This is a genomic window from Paenibacillus sp. KN14-4R, from assembly GCF_052180255.1.
Lineage (GTDB): Bacteria > Bacillota > Bacilli > Paenibacillales > NBRC-103111 > Paenibacillus_AM.
The window spans coordinates 766,504-786,530 of sequence record NZ_CP197466.1 but is presented as its reverse complement, the minus strand read 5'-3'; the positions used below and the strand labels follow the sequence as shown (position 1 = coordinate 786,530).

Below are 20,027 nucleotides of genomic sequence, written 5' to 3'. Positions count from 1 at the left end.
ATTAAGAGGGAATACAAAATGACAGCAATAATTGATAAAATCGCATGGATCCACCTTCTTGAAGGTCAAATTCTGGGGGCTCGTTCCAAGGGAAAAGATATTTATTATATTCCTGGTGGCAAAAGGGACCCTGGCGAGACCGATCACGAGACGCTGGTTCGTGAAATTGAGGAAGAATTATCCGTTCACATTAAGCCAGCAACGATCACCCATTTTGGAACGTTTGTGGCAGAAGCGCATGGTAAAGCGGAAGGTACGCAAGTTCAAATGACTTGTTATTTCGCGGATTACGAAGGAGAGCTCCGTCCAGCTTCTGAGATTGAAGAGTTGGCTTGGTTAACCTATGCGGATCGGGAGCGTGTATCCCCCGCTACCCAGATTATTTTTGATAAAATGTACGAACTAAACAAGCTTTCCTAAAGTTTATCTTAGGAAAGCTTGTTTTTTGGGGGTAGTATAACCCTCAACTCAATTGTTAAATTAATTTCCGACTATACCATTTCTCTCCTCTAAATCGCCACACGAAGATCGATCCACGAATTCCCCACTCGATTACCATCGCAATCCATACGCCCATAATTCCGAATTGGAACGTAATGCCCAGCACGTAGCCAAGAACAACGCGAATCACCCACATCGTTAATAAGGAAGTGAGAGACGTAAAATTCGAATCCCCAGCCGCCCGTAAGGCAGACGGCATAATAAAACTGATCGACCACAGGAACGGTTGAGCAATCGCAATTAATAACGTAAGCGCGAAAATCGATGGAACAATTTCTGGTGGTGGTGCAAACAGCTTCACAATAAGCGGGAATAATGGCAATAGGATGACCGCTGCAATGACGAAGAATACCGTCGAGATTCCGATAAACGACTTCACAAACTTCCTTGCATCCGCAATGTTCCTCTGACCGATACACTGACCGACAACCGTTACAATCGTAATACTCAGTGCATTCCCGCCAATTTGGTACAACAACCCGATGGAACCGCTTATCGCATTCACCGTAATCGCAAGTGTGCCCAACTGTACAATAAAAGTCTGCGTCAGCAGCTTTCCCCCATTGAAAAACATCTGTTCCGCAGCAAAAGGAATCCCGATAATCATGATTTTCTTCAGAATCGAGAAGTTAAGCTTGAGTGCATTTTTAATATGAAACCGCAGGGTATGATTGTATTTCATTAAATAGATGACGGACACAAACATCCCAAGTACCCTTGCTGTAATCACGGAGATCACAAGCCCCATCACGCCCATATCAAACACAGAGATCAACAATATATTCAAAGCTAAATAAGTCAAATTCATAATTAACGATAAACCCAAGCATGCTTTGGTTTCCGCAACGCCCCTGAGCGCACCTGTTACGGCCTGGTATACCGCAATGAATGGGTAAGAAATACAACTACCGATCAGAAAAATCCTTGCATTCTCGAATACCTCAGCTTCAGCCTGCCCGAATAGCAAGTTTAATGTCGGAGTATGGAAAATAATCACAAAAGCACTTATGAACACAGAAAGAATGGCAACAGCAGATATAGCCTGTGAAGCAGCCTTGGATACCATTTCCTGATTTCCGCTGCCTTTATACTGCGCCACAATGACCGTACCGCCCGTTGCCACAGCAACAAACACATTAATTAGGAAAATATTAAGCGAATCTACCATGCTCACGGCACTAACGGCAGCAACCCCAGAGGAACTGATCATCGCTGTATTCAACAAACTCATCAAAATAATAAACGCCTGATCCACCAAAACCGGAATAATGATTGCAAAAATCTTTTTGTAGTCCAGCGATTCCCCTGTAAGATACTTATCTAACAGAAAAACCGTTTTTCGTCTCATACTCGGCCCTATTATGTTCACTTCACGCATCACTTCTTTGGATGTATTTGCCAAGATACTTCATCGCTTTAATACGACTCCAATTATTATACCACTGTTAAGCGAGTATGAAGTGAAAAAAATCATGCCTCTTATCGAAGCACGATCCTCTCTAGCCAGCAAAATACATCGAACGATCTTTTTCTATTTTCGACTTCTCGTCTGCTGTTAACATTGTAATTAATAAATTTTGCGAATCTGAGATTGCAGCGAACTGATAGCCAGTATCTTTAATCATGATATTAATCTCTTCTATGATTGTAGGATCCAATAAATTCCCTGAATACACCGGATGTACGGATTTCTTCTGTCCATTTAACGTGAAAGAGACCGTTACTGGCCCCTCTCCAGTTGCCCATTGTTCCGAAATGTCCGTAGGGTTAAACGCTCCACGAGAAATCGTGCTCCACTTTTTTAAAGTTTCCACATATTTATTATTCCCTTGAATTACGTCCATTTCCAATTCTTCATACAAAGTACGATCTTTATCTTCTAGTAAAACGAAAAGATCCGCGAAAAATGTTGAATCTTTTTTCGAATCAAATGGGTCCCAATCTTCATTAACTCGATCTTTATATACCTTCTCGAACTTCTGATCAAATTGCTGATTGGTTAAGTGTTTATCACTTGCGAAGAAACCTGCTTTACGATAATAATGAGCAGCATCTAATAACCGTTCCTTTGGAGACATCTGACCGAATTTTTCATCGATTAATTGAGGCATTGTTTTTCTTTCTTGAAAGGTTTGAATGATTTTCTGATATTCTTCATTCATTTCTTCATACTTACTAGGATCTTCTATACCTATGAAAATTCTAAAAAACTGATCTGTTCCTTGAATAATGGTTTGGATATATTTATCATACACACCTTCTTTCCACGGAAACAAATAAGAAAATTGGATTGCATCCATTCCATTCACTTTTATTGGATACCCAGGAACATAATCCTTAATTTTATAAGATTCCAAGGATCTCATTATATCTTTCTCAACGTCTTTAAGCGTTGTATACTGTGGGAAATCAAGATTCGTGTAAGTATTAGAAACTAATCGATTTTCCTCCTTTGTCATATACATTTGTGAGTAAACTTTAGGTTCATCCTTATTGATCCATTTTCCGCTAACTTCTATCTGTGAATTTCCATCCGAACTCACTACCTCACGAGTTAGTGGCATAAGATGAATGGTCTTTGTTAAATCATCCCAAGTCACCACATATTTAGAAGCCTCTGCAACAAAGCGAATAGGTACAAAGACGTTGCCATTTACATCTTTAGGTGCAATAGGTAGGTCGTAGGAATGTCCATTCAATTCGGCTTTGGAGCTATCTACTTGTAAGGAGATCCCAACTCCATCTTTATGTGCTTGTATAGTTCTCGTCTCGTTATTCCACTCAATCGTATAACCTAACTTTTCAAATAATGGACGGAACTGTACAAGCGTTGTCCCTGTTTCTATCAATGGTGCATAGTCAAATTTAACTTTATTCCCATTCATAATAACTGCGGTACCAGAAGTAGGAATTGGATTGTTTCGGTCTGGATTCACCACGACTCCTGATCGTTGAAAAGGAACTAGCAGCTCTTTGGACTTTTCATTCAACTCCTTTTCATTCACCAAAATTGCTCGTAATTCATTCATTGTCTGCATAGTAGAAATATCAGTTATCGGATTATTTTCGATATCTAACAACTGTAACGGAGACGAAGTAAGAGATGTAATATCTTGAATGTTATTATTACTAGCAAAGAGAAATTTTAATGAAGTTAATCGACTGAAACAGCCAATATCCGCAATAGAATTATTACTTATATTTACTTGTAGTAATTTATTCAATCCCGTAATTCCACATATGTTTTTAATATCATTATTACTAACATCTAAAACTTGCAATTGGTATAAATTACGTAATGGATTAACATCCTTTATGGATTGATCTGGTAAGATCAATTCGCGTAAATTATATGCCGTTTCCAGACCTTTCAAACTCTTAATTTTCTCTGGCAATGATACCCTCAGAGAAGTCAGTTCCCTTATGGCTAGTTCATCTAGTGTTTGATTGGCCGCCAGTTTCAACTTTTCACGAATAGCCTTCTCAAGAACAGGATCCTCGATTTTGACTTCTTTAGCAGCAGCATAAGTTTGAGCAGGAAACAATACAGATCCGATCATAAAGCAAATTGCGAGTATGTACGTTTGTATTTTCATAGATTCAATTTATCCTTTCTCTACTATTATTTGGTAGGTAAGTATCATAACATTATTCTGTATTTTCTTACAATTTATTTTAAAATAGGTTCACAAGTAGTGGCATACTAACAAAAAAACCGCCAAGTCCAAGACTTGGCGGTCATTCCCATCTCTATCTCTTCATTCACTATTTACCTTTGGTCAATACCATCTTTTCAATAAAAGCAATCGCCTGTTCCTTCGTTACATCTGGATGCTGGATCATGATATTATACCGTAAACCCTGTTCATCCCAAAAGATTGTTTTAATTTGTTCTAAATATTCGCCTTTTGTACCACGAACTTGAATTTCTTCCCCATCTAACTTACCGACATCACCCGTGACTGGGAATACGCTTAATTCATAGTAAGGCATGTCTCCTTTTGCATAATAAGCCGTTACTTCATTACGATTAAGAACACCCTTAAATTCATTCATTTCCATCTTCACTACATCGAATCCAGTATCAACTGAATGAAGAAATGGCTTACCAAGCGCCAATTCAGCTTCTGGGATCGTAACGTTTTTAGCTGCTGGAGCAAGGTCACCGATCTTCGTCTTTTTCACCGAATCAGGTAAATTTAATATAAACGTATCAGGAGCAAAGGATGGCCCGAGCTGAAGATCCGTATATTCAAACTCTGTACGAATCGTACCATGGACAGACGTTGATTTGAGAACAAACCATGTTTTCTGATCGATCCAGAGATCCATGTCACCCATCAACGATTTTTCTTTGTTCTCCCTGACTTTGATGTGGTAGCTATCCTTGCCAAGCACTTTCTCTTCACCCGATACTTCGAAACTGTGCGTCTTTTTCATTTTTTCCAACATGGAAATTAACTGCTCTCGCTGTGTGAGCGCGGTTGGGAGAACATCCTCCCCTATATCCATCGTCAATGCGGATTCATTGGCTTTATCGTAGCTAATCAACTGCTTCCCGTCATTTACCGTAATGATCTCTTTTCCATTGCTGGTCATCTCGATCTTCTTTTTATTATTTCCCGCATCCATCCACTCACTAAACGCTGCATCCTCTGTGAGTTTATCTTTATCATAAAATCGAAAAGTGCCTTTCGCTGAATAAGATTCCACTTGCTTCCCTTTCTCCAACGCTTTTGTCACGATATCTGTGGAAGACGCTCCAACCTGCTGCGAACACCCTGTTATTAATAATCCTGCGGCTAAACTTCCTATTAATAGTACTTGTCTGATCATAACCTTCTCATCCTCTTTTCTCTGTATCTATCTTCTCAGGCAGCCATACGGCTACCAATGTGCCATACCCTGTAACGGACCACAGCCGAATATCTCCTAGGTGCTTATCCATCACGATCTTCGCAATGCTAAGCCCAAGTCCGGCATACCCGGCTTTTGATTTTGTACGTGCTGCATCAATCTGGTAAAAAGGTTCAAACACTCTCGGCTGATCCTGTTCAGCAATCGCTTTCCCTTGATTCTGGACAATTAGAATAACTCCATCCGTGCGCCAGTTCATAATTTCATTGCGTAGTGATGGGAATATCCACTCTGGCATCTGATATTCACTCGAAAAAGCTCCTAACCAAATCCTATCTCCAGGCTGTGTATAGCGAATGGCGTTGCTCATTACATTATCGACAACACGGGTCAACTGGGCGACATTCACCTGACACACACCTCTTACACTGCTTTCCTGAACGAGCTGTACATGCTTCTTCGCACACAGTTCATCGTAACCACATAGCAGCATATCGAACAATTCTTCGCCATCTGCTTCAATAAGCTCCATCTGATGACTCGACGATCGCAGGACGGCATACATCGTGAGATCATCCAACATATGTTTCATGTAAGCAATCTTATCGAGTATGAGCGACGAATACTCTCTTTTCTCTTGATCACTAATACTTCTCCGATCCGTAAGCAGCTCGGCGTATGCGCTTATGGCAGTGAGTGGTGTTTTCAGATCATGTGATAAAGCTGCAACGATAAACTCTTTCTCCTGCTGTTCTGTTTTCACTTGCAGCCTCGCTGCCTCGATCTCTTTACGCATCGTTGAAAAATGCTCGATCAACTGTCCTACTTCATCATTCGCACGATGCCGAATCGGTTCTACAGGCTGATTGTGAGCAAAAGCAGTCATTTGATTCATAAGTAGTCTTATCGGGCGATTCAATTTACGATTTAATAATACGGCAACACTTCCATACAAAATGATGAAGAATAATCCAAGTAGGCTAACAAGCCATGCCGTTCGATGTTCGACTCCCTGCACCCATTGATCGCGGGCAATCGTAATCTCGTATATCCCAAGCATTTTTGAACCCTCAAATACAGGCTTTTTCACGATATAACTGCTATAGTTTTTCTGTAAATCATACAAACGACTGTATAATTGCTCCTTATTTTCCCGATTAAAGGCAGGCATTAAAGATTCTTTCAATGAAGCAAAGAGCAGCAGTCCATCCGAACGGTAAAGATTAATTTTGACCGTATTGCTAGTTAACTGGGTAAGGGGCTCATACTGCTTCTGAGACTGAAATTCATATAGGGAGGTGTTCTGAAGCACCTTTTCCATATCGGCGATTCGCTGGGAAACTGACATATATTCTAGCAGATCATGTTTCTGGTCATACGAACTTAGCAGCAAATAGAGCGAGTACATTGCCGCAAGGGGAAGAATCATCACAACCACGAAGGCAGTCAGCATCCAATGCTTTACTTTCATAGCAGTTGCTCCCCAATAAATCGATACCCGCTTCCCCACACGGTTTGAATGAATTTGGCCTCCCGCTTCGTATCCATTAACTTGGCTCGCAGACTTTTCACGTGTACGGTCACCGTATTGTTTCCATCCGCATCCGCTTGCTGCCACACATGTTCATACAATTCCCTCTTGGAAAAGGTTGTGAACGGATGCCGTGCCATAAGTAGCACGAGTGCCATCTCCTTAGCGGTCAGCATCATTTCTTGCCCTTCAAGAAAAACTCGCTGTTTCTTAAAGTCGATTGAGAGCTCGTATGCATAGGATGTACATTCCGTTTCTTGAACAACGCTGTCCTGATATCTGTGAAACCGGCGTAAATGTGATTCCACTCTTGCGTTCAACTCCGCCAGACTGAACGGTTTTGTCACATAATCGTCTGCTCCTAGATCCAAACCGCGCACCTTATGTACATCTTCTTGATAAGCGCTAATAATAAGCATGGGCACATCGCTGATCAGGCGAATATTTTTGCATAACGTAAATCCATCCATTTCCGGCAGCATCAGATCAACAAGTACGATATCATACGATTCTCGATTGAAATCTTCCCAGCCCTCTACACCGGTAGAAGACCAAGTGACGGTATAGCCTCTTCTTCTTAAATCATCGCGTACTACACAAGCGATTTCCGGATCATCTTCCACCAAAAGTACATGAGCTGCTTGTTTCATTGTGTTTTCCCTCTCCCTGTGTCTATTATAAAATCGTTCATGAACGTTCCTCTGAATTTTAGAAATACTTTATAAATGCAAAAAAAGCTAAAAAAAATGACTCCTCATTCAAGCAGGAACCATTTCTTAGCCGTTGAATACCTAAGGCCATTTTATCGTACTACTCGTAAACTTAGAAGTAAATTACTCACTTCTCATACACAACTTGCCAGTTCGGATTAACCTTCGCTTCAACGGTTCCACGTTCCATCATATAGCTGACGATCAGCTCCGACACATCGGTCGGAATGTCTCGTATGACCGGCTTCCCCTGAAACATTGTATAATTGCCGCCACCACTGGCTCGGTAATTGTTCATCACCACATCGTAGTGTCCGTTCAAATCAATCGGCTTACCTTTGTACTCCAACTTGGTTACCCTCTCACCAACCGCTCGTGAAATATTGATTTCATAATCAATGCCTGCCCACATGTCATAGTTATAATGCTGCGGTTTCGGGTACAGGAATGCATCACTTACTCGGATACCATCTCCTGTATAAGGAGCAAAATAAGCAGCAGAATGTTCCAATGCATCAAGCACATCCTGACCTGTGACTCGAATGACTTTCAACGTGTTGGGGTAGATGTAATTGGCTACCACTTCCCGCATCGTAATATTGGAACTAAAACCGGGTGCGTCGTTATCGAACAGCGCTGTACTCGATATATCCGTCTGTCCAAACTCCATTTGAATCTGATGAATCAATTCGATAAGACTACTTGACTTTAGACGAATCATCATCGGATCACTCACACGCATATCCCCAATAAGCTTACCGATCGGTTGATCCAGCCATACCTGAGTCTTATCTTCGTAATCTTGCACAAGTTCCATCAATCGTGGGTCGGCAGGTACACCTTCTACTGGCAGCAATTCACTTTGTTTCTGTACCACCACCCACGCTTGATCCCGCAACTCTAGCTGCAATTGAACTTTAGCCAAAAAGGTCCCCTGCGTACCTGGCTGCACCACAACGACCCCATTTATCATTTCTCCTGCAATCGTCCGATGTTGATGACCGGTTAACAACACGTCAATGCCCGGCACTTCGGTGCATATGCGATAGCCTTGATTTTCACCTGTCTCTGGCTCAGACACTTCGCCGTTTTGAATATCTCGCTCGAATCCCCCGTGATAGGATACAACGACTACATCAACTTTCTCCCATTCACGAAGGTGCTTTACCCACTTACTAGCCGTCTCCACAGCATCATCAAATGCAAGGCCTTCAATATGTTTTGGATTTTCCCAATTTGGGATAAATGGGGTGGTAATCCCCAGAATCCCGACTCTTGGTCCTCCATCAAATTGTTTAATCACATAAGGAGGTCCAAAGTAAGGCGTCTCTTCTTTTATGCAAATCGTATTCGCAGACAGCCAAGGGAAATTGGACTCACTCACGGCTTTGCCAAGCACATCCAACCCGTAATTAAATTCATGATTGCCGATAACTGCCGCATCGTACTTCAATTCGTTCAAACAAAGTACCATGGGGTCAATGGATTTATGATCCACTCGCGCATGATAATAAGCCAGTGGTGTGCCTTGAATCAGATCTCCATTATCTATTAACAACGTATGGGGATTTAATTGTCTCTCTACGTGAATTAAGGTTGCCACCTTAGCCAAGCCTACTTCTTTCGGCGTATTATTCGCATATTGAATGGGCAGTATCGTCCCGTGTAAATCACTCGTCTCCAAAATTGTCAAAGTGAAAGAGGTATTCGTATTCGTCTCTGTCATGTATTCATCCCCCTATCTTTCTTCTACTCATTTGTAATCCAATATAGCAACGGCAAGCGCCCATAGTAAAGTATATTCGACATAATTCTACCTTTTTTACAAAATCTTAACTGCAAGATAATCTTGTTTATGTTAAATTAAGTTTGGTCATATACAACCATCCCTTAGGAGGTCTTTTAGCATGTTGAAAAAAGTAACAACCCTCGGTTTATCCTTGGTTCTATCAGTAGGATTCCTTACTGCATGTGGACAAAAAGAAGCCGCAAGTACGACTACTGCTCCACAAAGTCCTACGCCTACAAAAGCTCCAGCTGCTCAAGGTTATGTACCTAAGGAACTGAAAGTACAATTCGTTCCATCGCAAAATGCAGAGACATTAGAAGCCAAAGCCAAGCCGCTTGAGAAACTGCTAGGCGAGAAACTTGGAATTCCAGTTAAAGTCAGCGTTTCTACAAATTATAATACAATCATTGAAGCCATGGCTTCTAAGCAAGTAGACATCGGATTCCTTCCGCCGAACGCTTATGTACTTGCTCATGATACGAAGAAGACAGCAGACATCCTGCTTCAAGCACAGCGTTTTGGAGTGGAAGATGCGACTGGCAAACCAACTACAAGCTTAGTTGATTTCTACAAATCCATGATTATCGTTAAAGCGGACTCCAAGATCAAAGACATTAAGGATCTGAAAGGCAAGAAGATCGCTTGGCAGGACGTGACTTCATCAGCAGGTTATGTATGGCCGGCGTTTGAATTAAAGAAAGCAGGCATTGATCCAGATAAAGATGTTACAGGCATCACAGTAAAAGGACACGATAAAGGTGTTATGGCTGTACTCAACGGCGATGTGGATGCAGCTGCAATTTTCCAAGATGCACGCACAGTCGTACTGAAGGATATTCCAGATGTGATGAGCAAAACAAGAGTGCTAACTTTCACTTCAGCTATCCCGAACGACACGATTTCCGTACGTAACGACATGAACGACGAATGGCGCAAAAAGATTCAAGATGCTTTCATTGCCATCGGCAAAGATCCACAAGGACAACAAATCATCTCCGATGTGTACTCACACAAAGGTTACATTCCTTCAAATGATAAGAACTTTGATATCGTGCGTGATGTAGCGAAGCAAATCGGACAAAAATAATACGTTGTAACGCCGCAAGCTAACACCTGAATCATTCAGGAGTTAGCTTGTTTTTATGATTTGGGAATGGATGAAGGGTTGTCCAAGTCCGATGCGAAAGCACGACTTAGACAACCCTCTTTTATACGAGTTTCTTACGAATGTAACTGGAAATCATATCAACAAGCGTAATCGTAACAATAATGCCAAGTAAGATGATGCCAACTCGTGGCCAATTCCGACTATCCAGTGCAAAAATGAGCGGTGTACCAATCCCACCCGCACCGATCATCCCTAAGATCGTAGCAGAACGTAGATTAATCTCAAATCGATACAACATTAAGGAGAAAAAGTCTGGCAGCACCTGTGGGATCACTGCATACCAAAGTATCTGCAAACGGCCCGCTCCACATGCGATTAAAGCCTCTACTGGACCCCTGTCCATTTTCTCAATCGCTTCTGCGTAGAGCTTGCCAAGCATACCGACCGAATGTAAACCTAGTGCAAGAACCCCCGCATACGGCCCTGGTCCAACAGCTTTAATAAAAAGAATCGCCATTACGATTTCTGGGAAAGTTCGAATCAAACTCAAAACAAATTTTCCTGATCCCGTTATGACCTTGATCTTGCTCAAGTTATTTGCCGCCCAAAAGGCGAATGGGATACATAATATAGCCGATACAACAGTTCCTAACAAAGCAATCGCTATGGTATCCAACATCCCTCGAAGCAAATCCTCACCTTCAGGCAAATACACATAATCCCAATCTGGATGAACGATGCCGCTCAGGATGGCTTTCGTAATGGAACCTGCATTTTCCCTGATACCCGAATAAGGAATACCTGAAATCGACCAAACATACAAAGCAACGAGGATTACCGTCACAATCCAAAAGCGCATTCGCAACAACGGCGGTTTTCGCAATAACTCATTATTCATAGCAGCTTCTCCTGAATTTTATTGCTTACATAATCAATGATTAAGACAATAGCTAATGTTAAAAGAATAATAAGACATGCCCGATCATATCGCAGTTGATCTAGAGTACGTGTGAGCAGCAGCCCAATCCCGCCTGCACCGACTAGGCCTAGTACCCCTGCCGCACGTACGTTAACTTCGAATGTGAATAAAAGATAAGTCATGAGCTGCGGAATCACTTGCGGAATGACACCGAAAAAGATCCATTGGATTTTGTTCGCACCTACCGCTGTCATCGCTTCAAGTGGTCCCGGATCGATCGCTTCAATCGATTCATATAACAACTTGGATATTAAGCCGAACGAGAATAAACTAAGCGCTGCCACCCCTGCTACTGCACCTAAACCAAAGATCGCTACGAATATAGCTGCAAACAACAAATCCGGTATGGTACGGATCAAATTAAGAATCATTCTTGCCGGGTAATATAGAAAAGGGGAACGTGTCACATTGCCTGCTGCAAGTAGTGAAATGGGAACAGCAAGGATAGCCCCGATTGTTGTACCGATAACTGCCATTTGTACGGTCTCCATCATCGGTCCCCAGATTGTATCGATGTAACTCCAATCTGGAGGGAACATCTCAACGATCAACTTCCCCATTTCCGGAAGCCCTGTAACCAGTTGAGTCCATGTTGCGCCTGTCTGATTCGCGCTCGCCCACACAAGTACCACGATCAGAAGCGTAGTTAATGCCGGTTTCACATGTGTTGGTTTGTGTACATGCTGCTGACTCATAGGCTGCTCACCCGGAGTAATTCATCTTCTTGAACCGGTCTGCCATAGATTTCGGCAAATTTCTCGTCGGTTGCCTCGGCAACAGGACCGTCGAACACGACTTCTCCTGCCCGCAGTCCAATAATTCGAGTGGCATACTGGCGTGCCAAGTCTACGTAATGCAAATTGACGATCATTGTTATTCCCAATTCCTGATTGATCCGCTGTAAATCGTCCATGACTTGCTGAGTCGTTAATGGATCAAGCGAGGCTACTGGTTCATCCGCTAATATCATTTTAGGTTCTTGCGCTAATGCTCTTGCAATTGAGACACGCTGCTGTTGTCCACCCGATAATTGATCCGCACGAACATACGCTTTTTCTCTAATATTAACGCGATCTAATGCATGCATGGCCAGTTCCATATCCTTTTTTGGAAAAAGCCCTAGTATTGTCCTTAGCGTCGAATGGTATCCAACCCGACCTGAGAGCACATTACGAATGACAGAAGATCGCTTCACAAGATTAAAGCTTTGAAAAATCATGCCAATCCCCCGTCGCATATGACGAAGCTCCTCACCCTTAGCCGCTGTTATGGACTTATCGCCGATGATAATTTCGCCTTCGGTAATCTCATGCATCCGGTTAATCGAACGCAGCAGCGTTGATTTCCCTGCACCCGACAATCCGACAATGACCACAAACTCCCCTTGCTTAATAGATAAATCAATATTTTTCAATCCTATTGTCCCATTCTTGTACTGCTTGGAAACATTTCTAAACGTGATCACGAAATCTTCCACTCCCTTGGATGAAAATAAATACCCTTATTTCAAGAAAATAAGGGTATGCTCGCTAGTTTGTTCAACCAATAGAATTGTAATAAACAACTGTTAATAGATTGTGATCCGAAGATTAATTAAAGATGTAAAAATTGTATTTATTTTGTAAATGAAAAAGACGCCTCCTAATAGAGACGCCTTATCAATTTGCTTTGTATCTATGAAAAAATTAAACGGAATGCTCCATCGTACAACGAAGCCTCCGTTCTTCCAACTTCCTTCCATCACGCTGGGCCATCAATTGCGGAATGACAATCCCGATCAGAATCAATATAATGCCACTCCATTGCAGAACCGATATTTCCTCATGAAGCACAAGAACAGACACAACAACGGCTGCTGGCAGTTCAGCTGCACCAAGAATCGTACCCAAGCCTGGACCAATTTTCGGTACACCGATCGTGAAGAACACAACTGGAATAATGCTACCGAGCAAGGCTTGCGGAATCGAGAATTTCCATGCACCTTGAGCCAAGGAACCATCGAATAAGAACGAAGGCGTGAGCACGCACAGCAAGATAATAAGAGCACTTGTCACCATAATAAAACTCTTCATGAAAACCGGCACATTTGTCGCCACTTTCCCACTTACGAAGATATAGATAGCAAATGTTAAGGCAGATAACAAACCGCACACAATGCCCATGAACGTCCAATGTCCACCAGTCTGCTCCAGTACCCCTCCAGCTAAGATCGTACCTATGATCAGCACGATAATCGAGATCAACTTGCCGAGACTTGGCATTGTACGTTCCCAGATTGCTTCGAGAATCACACCGATCCATGTGAATTGGAACAGCATCAGTACAGCCATTGAAGCTGGAAGCTCCTCAACAGCAATACCGTAAAAAAGACCTGTCAAACTCATCGGAATCCCTGCAAGCAGCAGTGCACCGACTTGCTTAAGACGAACTTTGACTCGTGAGAATATCAACATCAAGAGCAGCAGCATACACCATCCGAAAAAGTATTGTCCTCCTAGAATCTGTGGCATTGTAAAGCCTGCGCCCATCCCCAATTTAAAATTGGTTGATAACACCCCATAACTGCACGCTCCAAGAAAAACGAGCAGTGAATATTTGATTCGATCCACAAGTTTGTACCCCTTTCTGTTTAACGTGATGAAGTGAATAATGGCAAACTAAAACCCCCTTGTTCATAATCGAACAAGGGGGCGAATGAAACCAAAGCGGATGTACTTTGTTAAAATTTCGCCTTCAACGTCATAAAGCCTTAGGCTCCTACGTGAAGTTTAGTTGAATATCTGGATGCATCTGTCTATTGTAAAAGGATTTAAGGTGCGGGTCAACCCTTAGGATCATACCACTGACAAGCTACGCTGTGATCATGACTCATCCTCATGGACAATGGATTTTGTTCGTATTACAATGTCATCGCTTGCCCATATCTAGCCAAAAACTCTTCCTTTACTTTATAATCCGGCATCACGCTTCCTACACGTCTCCAGAAGGATCGATCATGATTCATATGCGTGAGATGGCATAATTCATGGATGATCACATAATCAATCACTTCAATGGGTGCCATGGCTAGGCGATAATTAAAGGTTAGCTGTTTATCCGAGCTGCAGCTTCCCCACTGCTTTCGAGACTCCACGACCTCAATGGTTCGGGGTTTTACTTTCAGTTGCTTCTGATAGATTTTGATTCGTTCCTCGACAATCTTCTTGCAACTGGAGAAATAAAACTTCTTCAAATCGCGTTTAAGTTCGTCTTCATTCCGATCTTTCGTCTCGATTAACTCATGAAGAGAATGATATTTCCCCAGATGAAGGAACTTGCCCTGATCTTCATATTCTCTTGTTTTCGGCGTTTCACGAGCTTTTTCAATCGCATGTAATTGTTCCATAATCTTATTCCCATGCTGCTTCACGGCGCTCATTACGACATCGTCACTTGTATCATTAGGCGCTTTCACCGTAATCAGACCCGTAGGATTAATATGAATGGAAATCTTCTTTCGAGGTCCATATTCAGCATGAAATTCAATTATATGCTGTCCAAATTCAATTTTCATCATCAACATCGTTTCTATAGAGTTATTTCTAAAACACATGAAAAAGAAGCTGCCTTCCCTCATTTTCGGGAAAACAGCTCCTTCATTGTATAAGCTTAAGCTTCCCCTGCCGGTGGCGTGAATGTGCGCTTACCCAGCTCGGAATCGAGCATATAGAAAGCATTACTGTCATTATCGATGCGGCGCAGCTTCTGAATGATGCTGTCGAAGGTTGCTTCCTCCTCCACTTGCTCATCAATAAACCACTTGAGGAAATTAATCGTTGCATGCTCTCGCTCATCCCACGCGATGTCCGATAATTCATAGATTCGCTTGGTTACTGTTTTCTCATGCTCGAAGGAATGTTCAAAGGCATCCAGTAATGAGCTGTATTCATTCTGAGGATTTTCCATGCCAGTAACAATGGCTCTTTTCCCTAATGTATTTATAAAGTGGAAAATTTTCATTCCATGAAATTTTTCTTCTTCCGACTGCATGATGAAAAAATTCGCAAATCCATCAAAACTCTCTGACGAACAATAAGCCGCCATGGCCAAATACACCTGAGAAGAATAAAATTCATAATTCATTTGATCGTTCAACTTCGCGAGCAGTTTCTCACTTAACATTCAGATCGCTCTCCCTTATTCACTGGTCTAGATGAGAGGTAAGCCTGAGCAGGCAGCATTACTAACAAACGGTAATCGATGTTATTGTGCACCATTGGGCTTCCTTCTATTCTTAGTATGTTGGAAATATGCGGGAAAGTAAAGGGTTGTGGCGATATAGAATGAGTATCGTATAGCCAAAGAAAAAAGAAGTCGTATATTCATCATGAATATACAACTTCCTCTTTATTGTACAATCAATCCATCTTTCATTGTAATGATATGATCCGCATAAGGGAGCATTTCTTCATCATGGGTGACCATCAAGGTTGTGATGTTAAGTGTCTTGGTCAGTTCACGGATGAGCGTCATAACATCCCGTGAACGCTTTGAGTCAAGACTTGCCGTTGGCTCATCCGCGAACAGGATTTTAGGCTTGTGGATGATGGCACGAGCGATAGCAACCCGTTGTTTTTCCCCACCGGATAAGGAAGCGGGATAAGCGTCTTTGCGATGATCCATTTCGACTAATTTGAGAATCTTGGCGACTTCTTCCTTTTGCTCGCGTTTATTCATTTTGGACTCTGACACGTCGAGCATTAGCATGAGCTGCTCTTCTACGGTAAGGAACGCTACCAGATGAGCAGATTGGAACACAAATCCAAATTTGCTTGCACGTATCTTTCGGATCTCCTCCTGCGTCATCGCGGTCATGTTGTTCCCTTCGAATTGTACCTGCCCATCGGATGCGCGTTGAAGGCCGGCAGCAATAGTGAGCAGCGTGCTTTTTCCGGAACCGGAAGCACCCACGAGAGCCGTGAGCTCACCTTTTTTGAGAGAAAGGTTGATTCCGTTGAGTACTGGCTCTGTAACTTCGCCATTAGTAAATGATTTGGTAACGTCTTGTATTGTGAAGGTTGTCATATTACATGTCTCCTTGTTGAATAGCTTGTAAAGGTTCCACTTTCCGAATCTGTAAGCCAGAGAGAGTAGCGCCGATAAATCCGATGACTAAGAAAAGGATGGATAATAGCATCGTCCCTTCTATTGTCAGACTAAACGGCATGCCTTTCGGTGCGATCATGTTAAAGCCTAGGCTTAATGCTACGGACAGGACCAATGCGGTGATGGTAATGAAGAACATTTGAGCCCACATCATACGGAATAGCGTACCTGTTTTTACTCCGATCGCTTTCAAGATGCCGTATAGCCCGATTTTCTGCACATTCATCATGTAGAAGAAAATCGCGAACAACAAGCCGCTGATGGCAATCAAGAACCAAATGATCATATTGAGGGACATGTTCTCTGCCTTGTAGCTTGAGATGGTGTTAAGAAACCCATTATTTGAAAAGGATTGTAATCCCGTGATCGACGGTGTCGTATCTTGTCCAGGGATGAACAGCAGCTGCAAGCCCTTCGCACGGTAAATCTCTTTATAGTTATCTATGTTAATATAGGCGACAGGGGCGTGGCTGTATTTCTTCTGATCCACGAATTTGACGACTTTGAATTTGCCGTTGAACTGATTATTCGTGAGTACATCCCCGACTTTAATGCCATCCTTCTCCAAGGAACGGTCTAACACGATTTCTCCCGGACCTACTTTTTCGAATAACGGGGAATCCGTTGAAGTCACGAACGCTACGGTATGCTGCTTGTCCTCTGCATCGTTAACAAAGCCCATCTGAATGGAAAATGCTGCAGCATCCTTGTGTTCCTGTAACACTTGGTCTTGCACGCTTGGATCTATTTTGGAAAGATTATATGTTTCTTTCGCATCGGTATTCATATAGAAGTGACCTTGAGGTAAGTCCTTGATTAGGGCTGCATTGTCTTGGGACAAACCGTTTGCTAAACCCGAAATAATAAATGTTAGAAAACTAACTAAGAAAATAATAGACCCTAATATAATAAACTTCGCTTTACTCTTCTTCATTTCTTTCCATGCCATATTCATGAGAAGCCCTCCATTTCTTTGTTACAACTAGAGTATATGCTTGTTCTATGAACGGAGTATGAACGGAAATTTACAACCTATCAGTAAACAAAAAAGAGGGACGTCGCATAGTGCAACGTCCCTCTCTCCTAAAGCTAAATCTTTATCCGGCATTTAACGGCAATACTTATCTCTCAAAGCGAGTGCATGTTTGGCAGATTGCTCCACACCTCTTGCTTGATCTTCAATCATTTGCTCCATTAACTCTTGTGGCGGGTAATAATAATCTAGCGGCTTAATCACGGACAAGTCATAAGGTGGCTCCTCGACTTTAAAGGCTCCTTCACCGACTTTGGACACGCCGCCAGCACCCGGCTCTCTTTTGAAATGGATCGCGTATGGGAAACACATTTCTACGTTGATTCGGGTCAAAGTCGATTGCTCAACAAGGATTTTGAACAGTTGATCCAAATCAATGTTACCCGTCCCAGCAGGAACACCGCATACTCTGTAGTCCTCGCCGTCATGAACGATAATGTGGTCTTTAAAATGGGTGGTGTATGCGTACGGTGCCAACTTGGTCACAGCATCAACCGGATCCTCCCACGCCATCATGCCATTACCGAGATCACAATGAGCGCCGACCCAAGGACTGTTCACTTCCTCAATGATTTGGATAACCTCATCCGCTAGCTCTTCCTCATGGTTTTCCACGGCAAGCTTAATTCTGTATTGTTTCAGCAAAGGAACAATTTTCTTAATGTTTGTAGGTGCTTCAGCCATGCGTGCAGCGTCGTATTCGCCCATACAAGTGTATGTACGGATAACATCCGCTCCGATTTGATGAGCAACTTCAATCACTTGCGACAAGTGATCCGGGTCCGTACCATTCGTATCGATCTCAGCGAAAAATCCGTATTTCTGGATTTCAGCCTTCACTCTTTTCAGGTATTCAGGCTCGAACGATTCGAGTGTTCCCCATCCAGGCAGTCCCGGCCATTTCACGATATTGATCATAACCCCGTCTAGCCCGAGCTCAGCGGTTTTTTGAATAAATTTAAAAATATCCATTCTACCTGTAATAAACTGCAAGTGATAGCTTTCTGTTTCTAAACCGATTTTCATATGTCTCTCCTCCATACATTCTGTTTTTTTATATGATTAACTATTGAAGTTGAGCTTGTTCTTGTTCTTGCGCTCTTTTCTTCTTAACGATTCTTACTAAGTAACTGCTGACGATTAAACCTAACACGGCAAACCCAATCATGGTCATAAACACATGTTTGTATCCATCAATCCCCGGCGTACTATCTAGCATATTTCCATACAGTGTAAAGGCGAACATGGATGGAAGATAACCAATCATACAAGCAATGGATACCGCCGCACCGCTAATTTCCCGAGGGATGCCAACTTCTTCGATCGGAGCGAAGAACACAGCTCTTTGTGAGAAAATAATCGCGCCATAGCAGAGTGTAAATACCATACCTACATAGATATTCATAGATTCATGCGGAAGCCACATAAAGATGATCATGCCGATAATAGCGAACACAAAAGTAATTCTTAAATATTTAGACGGAGATTTGAAAGTTTTATCAGCCAGGAAACCGCCAATAGGTCCGCCGACCATTTTCAAGCAGTATTGGTTGATAATCCCGTACGCCCCGACCAGTGCAACAGGCATTCCGTAAATATCTTTCAGGAACGGTATGAAATATGTAAGTCCGATATAAACGGAGTATACGGAGAAGATTGTAAATGAGACCACCCATATTTCAGGCATTTTGAGGGCTTTTAGGGCTCCATCAAACGCCATCTTGCTTCGATTAATTTTATTGCCATGTTCGTCTGTATCATTAATAACGTCGTCTTCGATAAGGAAGTAAGAGATGATAGCGATTACAATTGCCGTAATAGAGAAGAAAATGATGGCACCTTTCAAGCCCGCTGCATTTGCCCCCATCCATTGGAAAATACCAAGCGCAGCAAACGCTACAATCGTATCTACAATCCCTCTTCCCGCTTCCAGGAAGCCGAACATTCTGCCCTGCTCATTACTGTCTCCAAGCAATCTTACCGTTTTGATCAGAACAGGCCAGAACGCGAGTTCAGCAAACAAAGCGAATAGCGCCCATAATATCAAAATCTCATAATATCCTGGAAACGTTGTCATGTAAAAGCCGAGTAAGCCTACTCCGCCCAGTGCGATTGGGAGCAGCTTCTTCTTGGAAAACCGATCTGTGATGTACATCGAGGTGATGTAACCAAAGGTCTGAACTAAGGCGTAGACGGACATCGTAACACCGATTTGCGTATGTGTCAGATGGAAATATTCCATCATCGGAATATAAAACGCGTCTTTTAGATAAGGTAATTTGAAAATAGTCCCCCCGCCCAGAATGAGTACGACAAGAGTCAACCATTTCTTTGATCTTACGTTTTTCGAATTCATGATACTCATTCCCTCCCC

18 protein-coding genes are annotated in these 20,027 nt (G+C 42.4%); 2 read left to right on the top strand and 16 right to left on the bottom strand.

Features of this window, described 5'->3' with window-relative positions; all coding sequences use genetic code 11:
* Positions 1-18: 18 nt before the first annotated feature.
* Positions 19-420: an NUDIX hydrolase gene (locus tag ACSBOP_RS03820; protein ID WP_442603145.1), complete on the top strand. Its 402-nt coding sequence runs from the start codon at positions 19-21 to the stop codon at positions 418-420.
* A gap of 55 nt (positions 421-475) precedes the next feature.
* Here the strand turns inward: ACSBOP_RS03820 and ACSBOP_RS03815 are convergent, their stop codons facing one another.
* From ACSBOP_RS03815 to ACSBOP_RS03790, 6 genes are all read right to left on the bottom strand, one after another.
* Positions 476-1,879, bottom strand: a complete 1,404-nt coding sequence (locus ACSBOP_RS03815; protein ID WP_442604364.1) for an MATE family efflux transporter — start codon at positions 1,877-1,879, stop codon at positions 476-478.
* 121 nt (positions 1,880-2,000) lie between these two features.
* Positions 2,001-4,097: a stalk domain-containing protein gene (locus ACSBOP_RS03810; RefSeq protein WP_442603144.1), complete on the bottom strand. Its 2,097-nt coding sequence runs from the start codon at positions 4,095-4,097 to the stop codon at positions 2,001-2,003.
* A 169-nt stretch (positions 4,098-4,266) separates the two neighbouring features.
* A complete protein-coding gene (locus ACSBOP_RS03805; protein WP_442603143.1) occupies positions 4,267-5,337 on the bottom strand; it encodes a LolA family protein in 1,071 nt (356 codons plus the stop codon).
* A gap of 7 nt (positions 5,338-5,344) precedes the next feature.
* Positions 5,345-6,829: a sensor histidine kinase gene (locus ACSBOP_RS03800; protein ID WP_442603142.1), complete on the bottom strand. Its 1,485-nt coding sequence runs from the start codon at positions 6,827-6,829 to the stop codon at positions 5,345-5,347.
* Entirely contained in the window at positions 6,826-7,539 is a 714-nt protein-coding gene (locus ACSBOP_RS03795) for a response regulator transcription factor (protein ID WP_442603141.1), read from the bottom strand. Before ACSBOP_RS03795 ends, ACSBOP_RS03800 begins: the two co-directional genes overlap by 4 nt.
* A gap of 187 nt (positions 7,540-7,726) precedes the next feature.
* Positions 7,727-9,325 carry a bifunctional metallophosphatase/5'-nucleotidase gene (locus tag ACSBOP_RS03790; protein ID WP_442603140.1) on the bottom strand — a complete coding sequence of 533 codons (1,599 nt, stop codon included), beginning with the start codon at positions 9,323-9,325 and terminating at the stop codon, positions 7,727-7,729.
* A 181-nt stretch (positions 9,326-9,506) separates the two neighbouring features.
* Between ACSBOP_RS03790 and phnD the strand changes: the two genes are divergently transcribed.
* Positions 9,507-10,475: a phosphate/phosphite/phosphonate ABC transporter substrate-binding protein gene (phnD, locus tag ACSBOP_RS03785; RefSeq protein ID WP_442603139.1), complete on the top strand. Its 969-nt coding sequence runs from the start codon at positions 9,507-9,509 to the stop codon at positions 10,473-10,475.
* A gap of 121 nt (positions 10,476-10,596) precedes the next feature.
* Here the strand turns inward: phnD and phnE (ACSBOP_RS03780) are convergent, their stop codons facing one another.
* The 10 genes from phnE (ACSBOP_RS03780) to ACSBOP_RS03735 all read right to left on the bottom strand — a co-directional run bounded on the left by phnE (ACSBOP_RS03780) (position 10,597) and on the right by ACSBOP_RS03735 (position 20,009).
* Positions 10,597-11,355, bottom strand: a complete 759-nt coding sequence (gene phnE / locus ACSBOP_RS03780) for a phosphonate ABC transporter, permease protein PhnE (RefSeq protein WP_442604363.1) — start codon at positions 11,353-11,355, stop codon at positions 10,597-10,599.
* A gap of 35 nt (positions 11,356-11,390) precedes the next feature.
* Positions 11,391-12,170: a phosphonate ABC transporter, permease protein PhnE gene (gene phnE / locus ACSBOP_RS03775; protein WP_442603138.1), complete on the bottom strand. Its 780-nt coding sequence runs from the start codon at positions 12,168-12,170 to the stop codon at positions 11,391-11,393.
* Positions 12,167-12,940 carry a phosphonate ABC transporter ATP-binding protein gene (gene phnC, locus ACSBOP_RS03770; protein ID WP_442603137.1) on the bottom strand — a complete coding sequence of 258 codons (774 nt, stop codon included), beginning with the start codon at positions 12,938-12,940 and terminating at the stop codon, positions 12,167-12,169. Before phnC ends, phnE (ACSBOP_RS03775) begins: the two co-directional genes overlap by 4 nt.
* Before the next feature lie 220 nt (positions 12,941-13,160).
* Entirely contained in the window at positions 13,161-14,084 is a 924-nt protein-coding gene (locus ACSBOP_RS03765; protein WP_442603136.1) for an EamA family transporter, read from the bottom strand.
* A gap of 290 nt (positions 14,085-14,374) precedes the next feature.
* The gene (locus ACSBOP_RS03760; RefSeq protein ID WP_442604362.1) at positions 14,375-15,028 is read right to left on the bottom strand and encodes a M48 family metallopeptidase; all 654 of its coding nucleotides are present in this window, start codon (positions 15,026-15,028) and stop codon (positions 14,375-14,377) included.
* Between the two features lie 95 nt (positions 15,029-15,123).
* Positions 15,124-15,636 (bottom strand): ferritin, encoded by a 513-nt coding sequence (locus tag ACSBOP_RS03755; RefSeq protein WP_442603135.1) that lies wholly within the window; start codon positions 15,634-15,636, stop codon positions 15,124-15,126.
* Positions 15,637-15,861: 225 nt separating this feature from the next.
* Positions 15,862-16,539, bottom strand: a complete 678-nt coding sequence (locus ACSBOP_RS03750) for an ABC transporter ATP-binding protein (protein ID WP_442603134.1) — start codon at positions 16,537-16,539, stop codon at positions 15,862-15,864.
* A gap of 1 nt (position 16,540) precedes the next feature.
* The gene (locus tag ACSBOP_RS03745) at positions 16,541-17,575 is read right to left on the bottom strand and encodes an ABC transporter permease (RefSeq protein ID WP_442603133.1); all 1,035 of its coding nucleotides are present in this window, start codon (positions 17,573-17,575) and stop codon (positions 16,541-16,543) included.
* Positions 17,576-17,728: 153 nt separating this feature from the next.
* Positions 17,729-18,679 (bottom strand): sugar phosphate isomerase/epimerase family protein, encoded by a 951-nt coding sequence (locus ACSBOP_RS03740; protein WP_442603132.1) that lies wholly within the window; start codon positions 18,677-18,679, stop codon positions 17,729-17,731.
* Positions 18,680-18,719: 40 nt separating this feature from the next.
* Positions 18,720-20,009 carry an MFS transporter gene (locus ACSBOP_RS03735; protein WP_442603131.1) on the bottom strand — a complete coding sequence of 430 codons (1,290 nt, stop codon included), beginning with the start codon at positions 20,007-20,009 and terminating at the stop codon, positions 18,720-18,722.
* Positions 20,010-20,027: the final 18 nt, after the last annotated feature.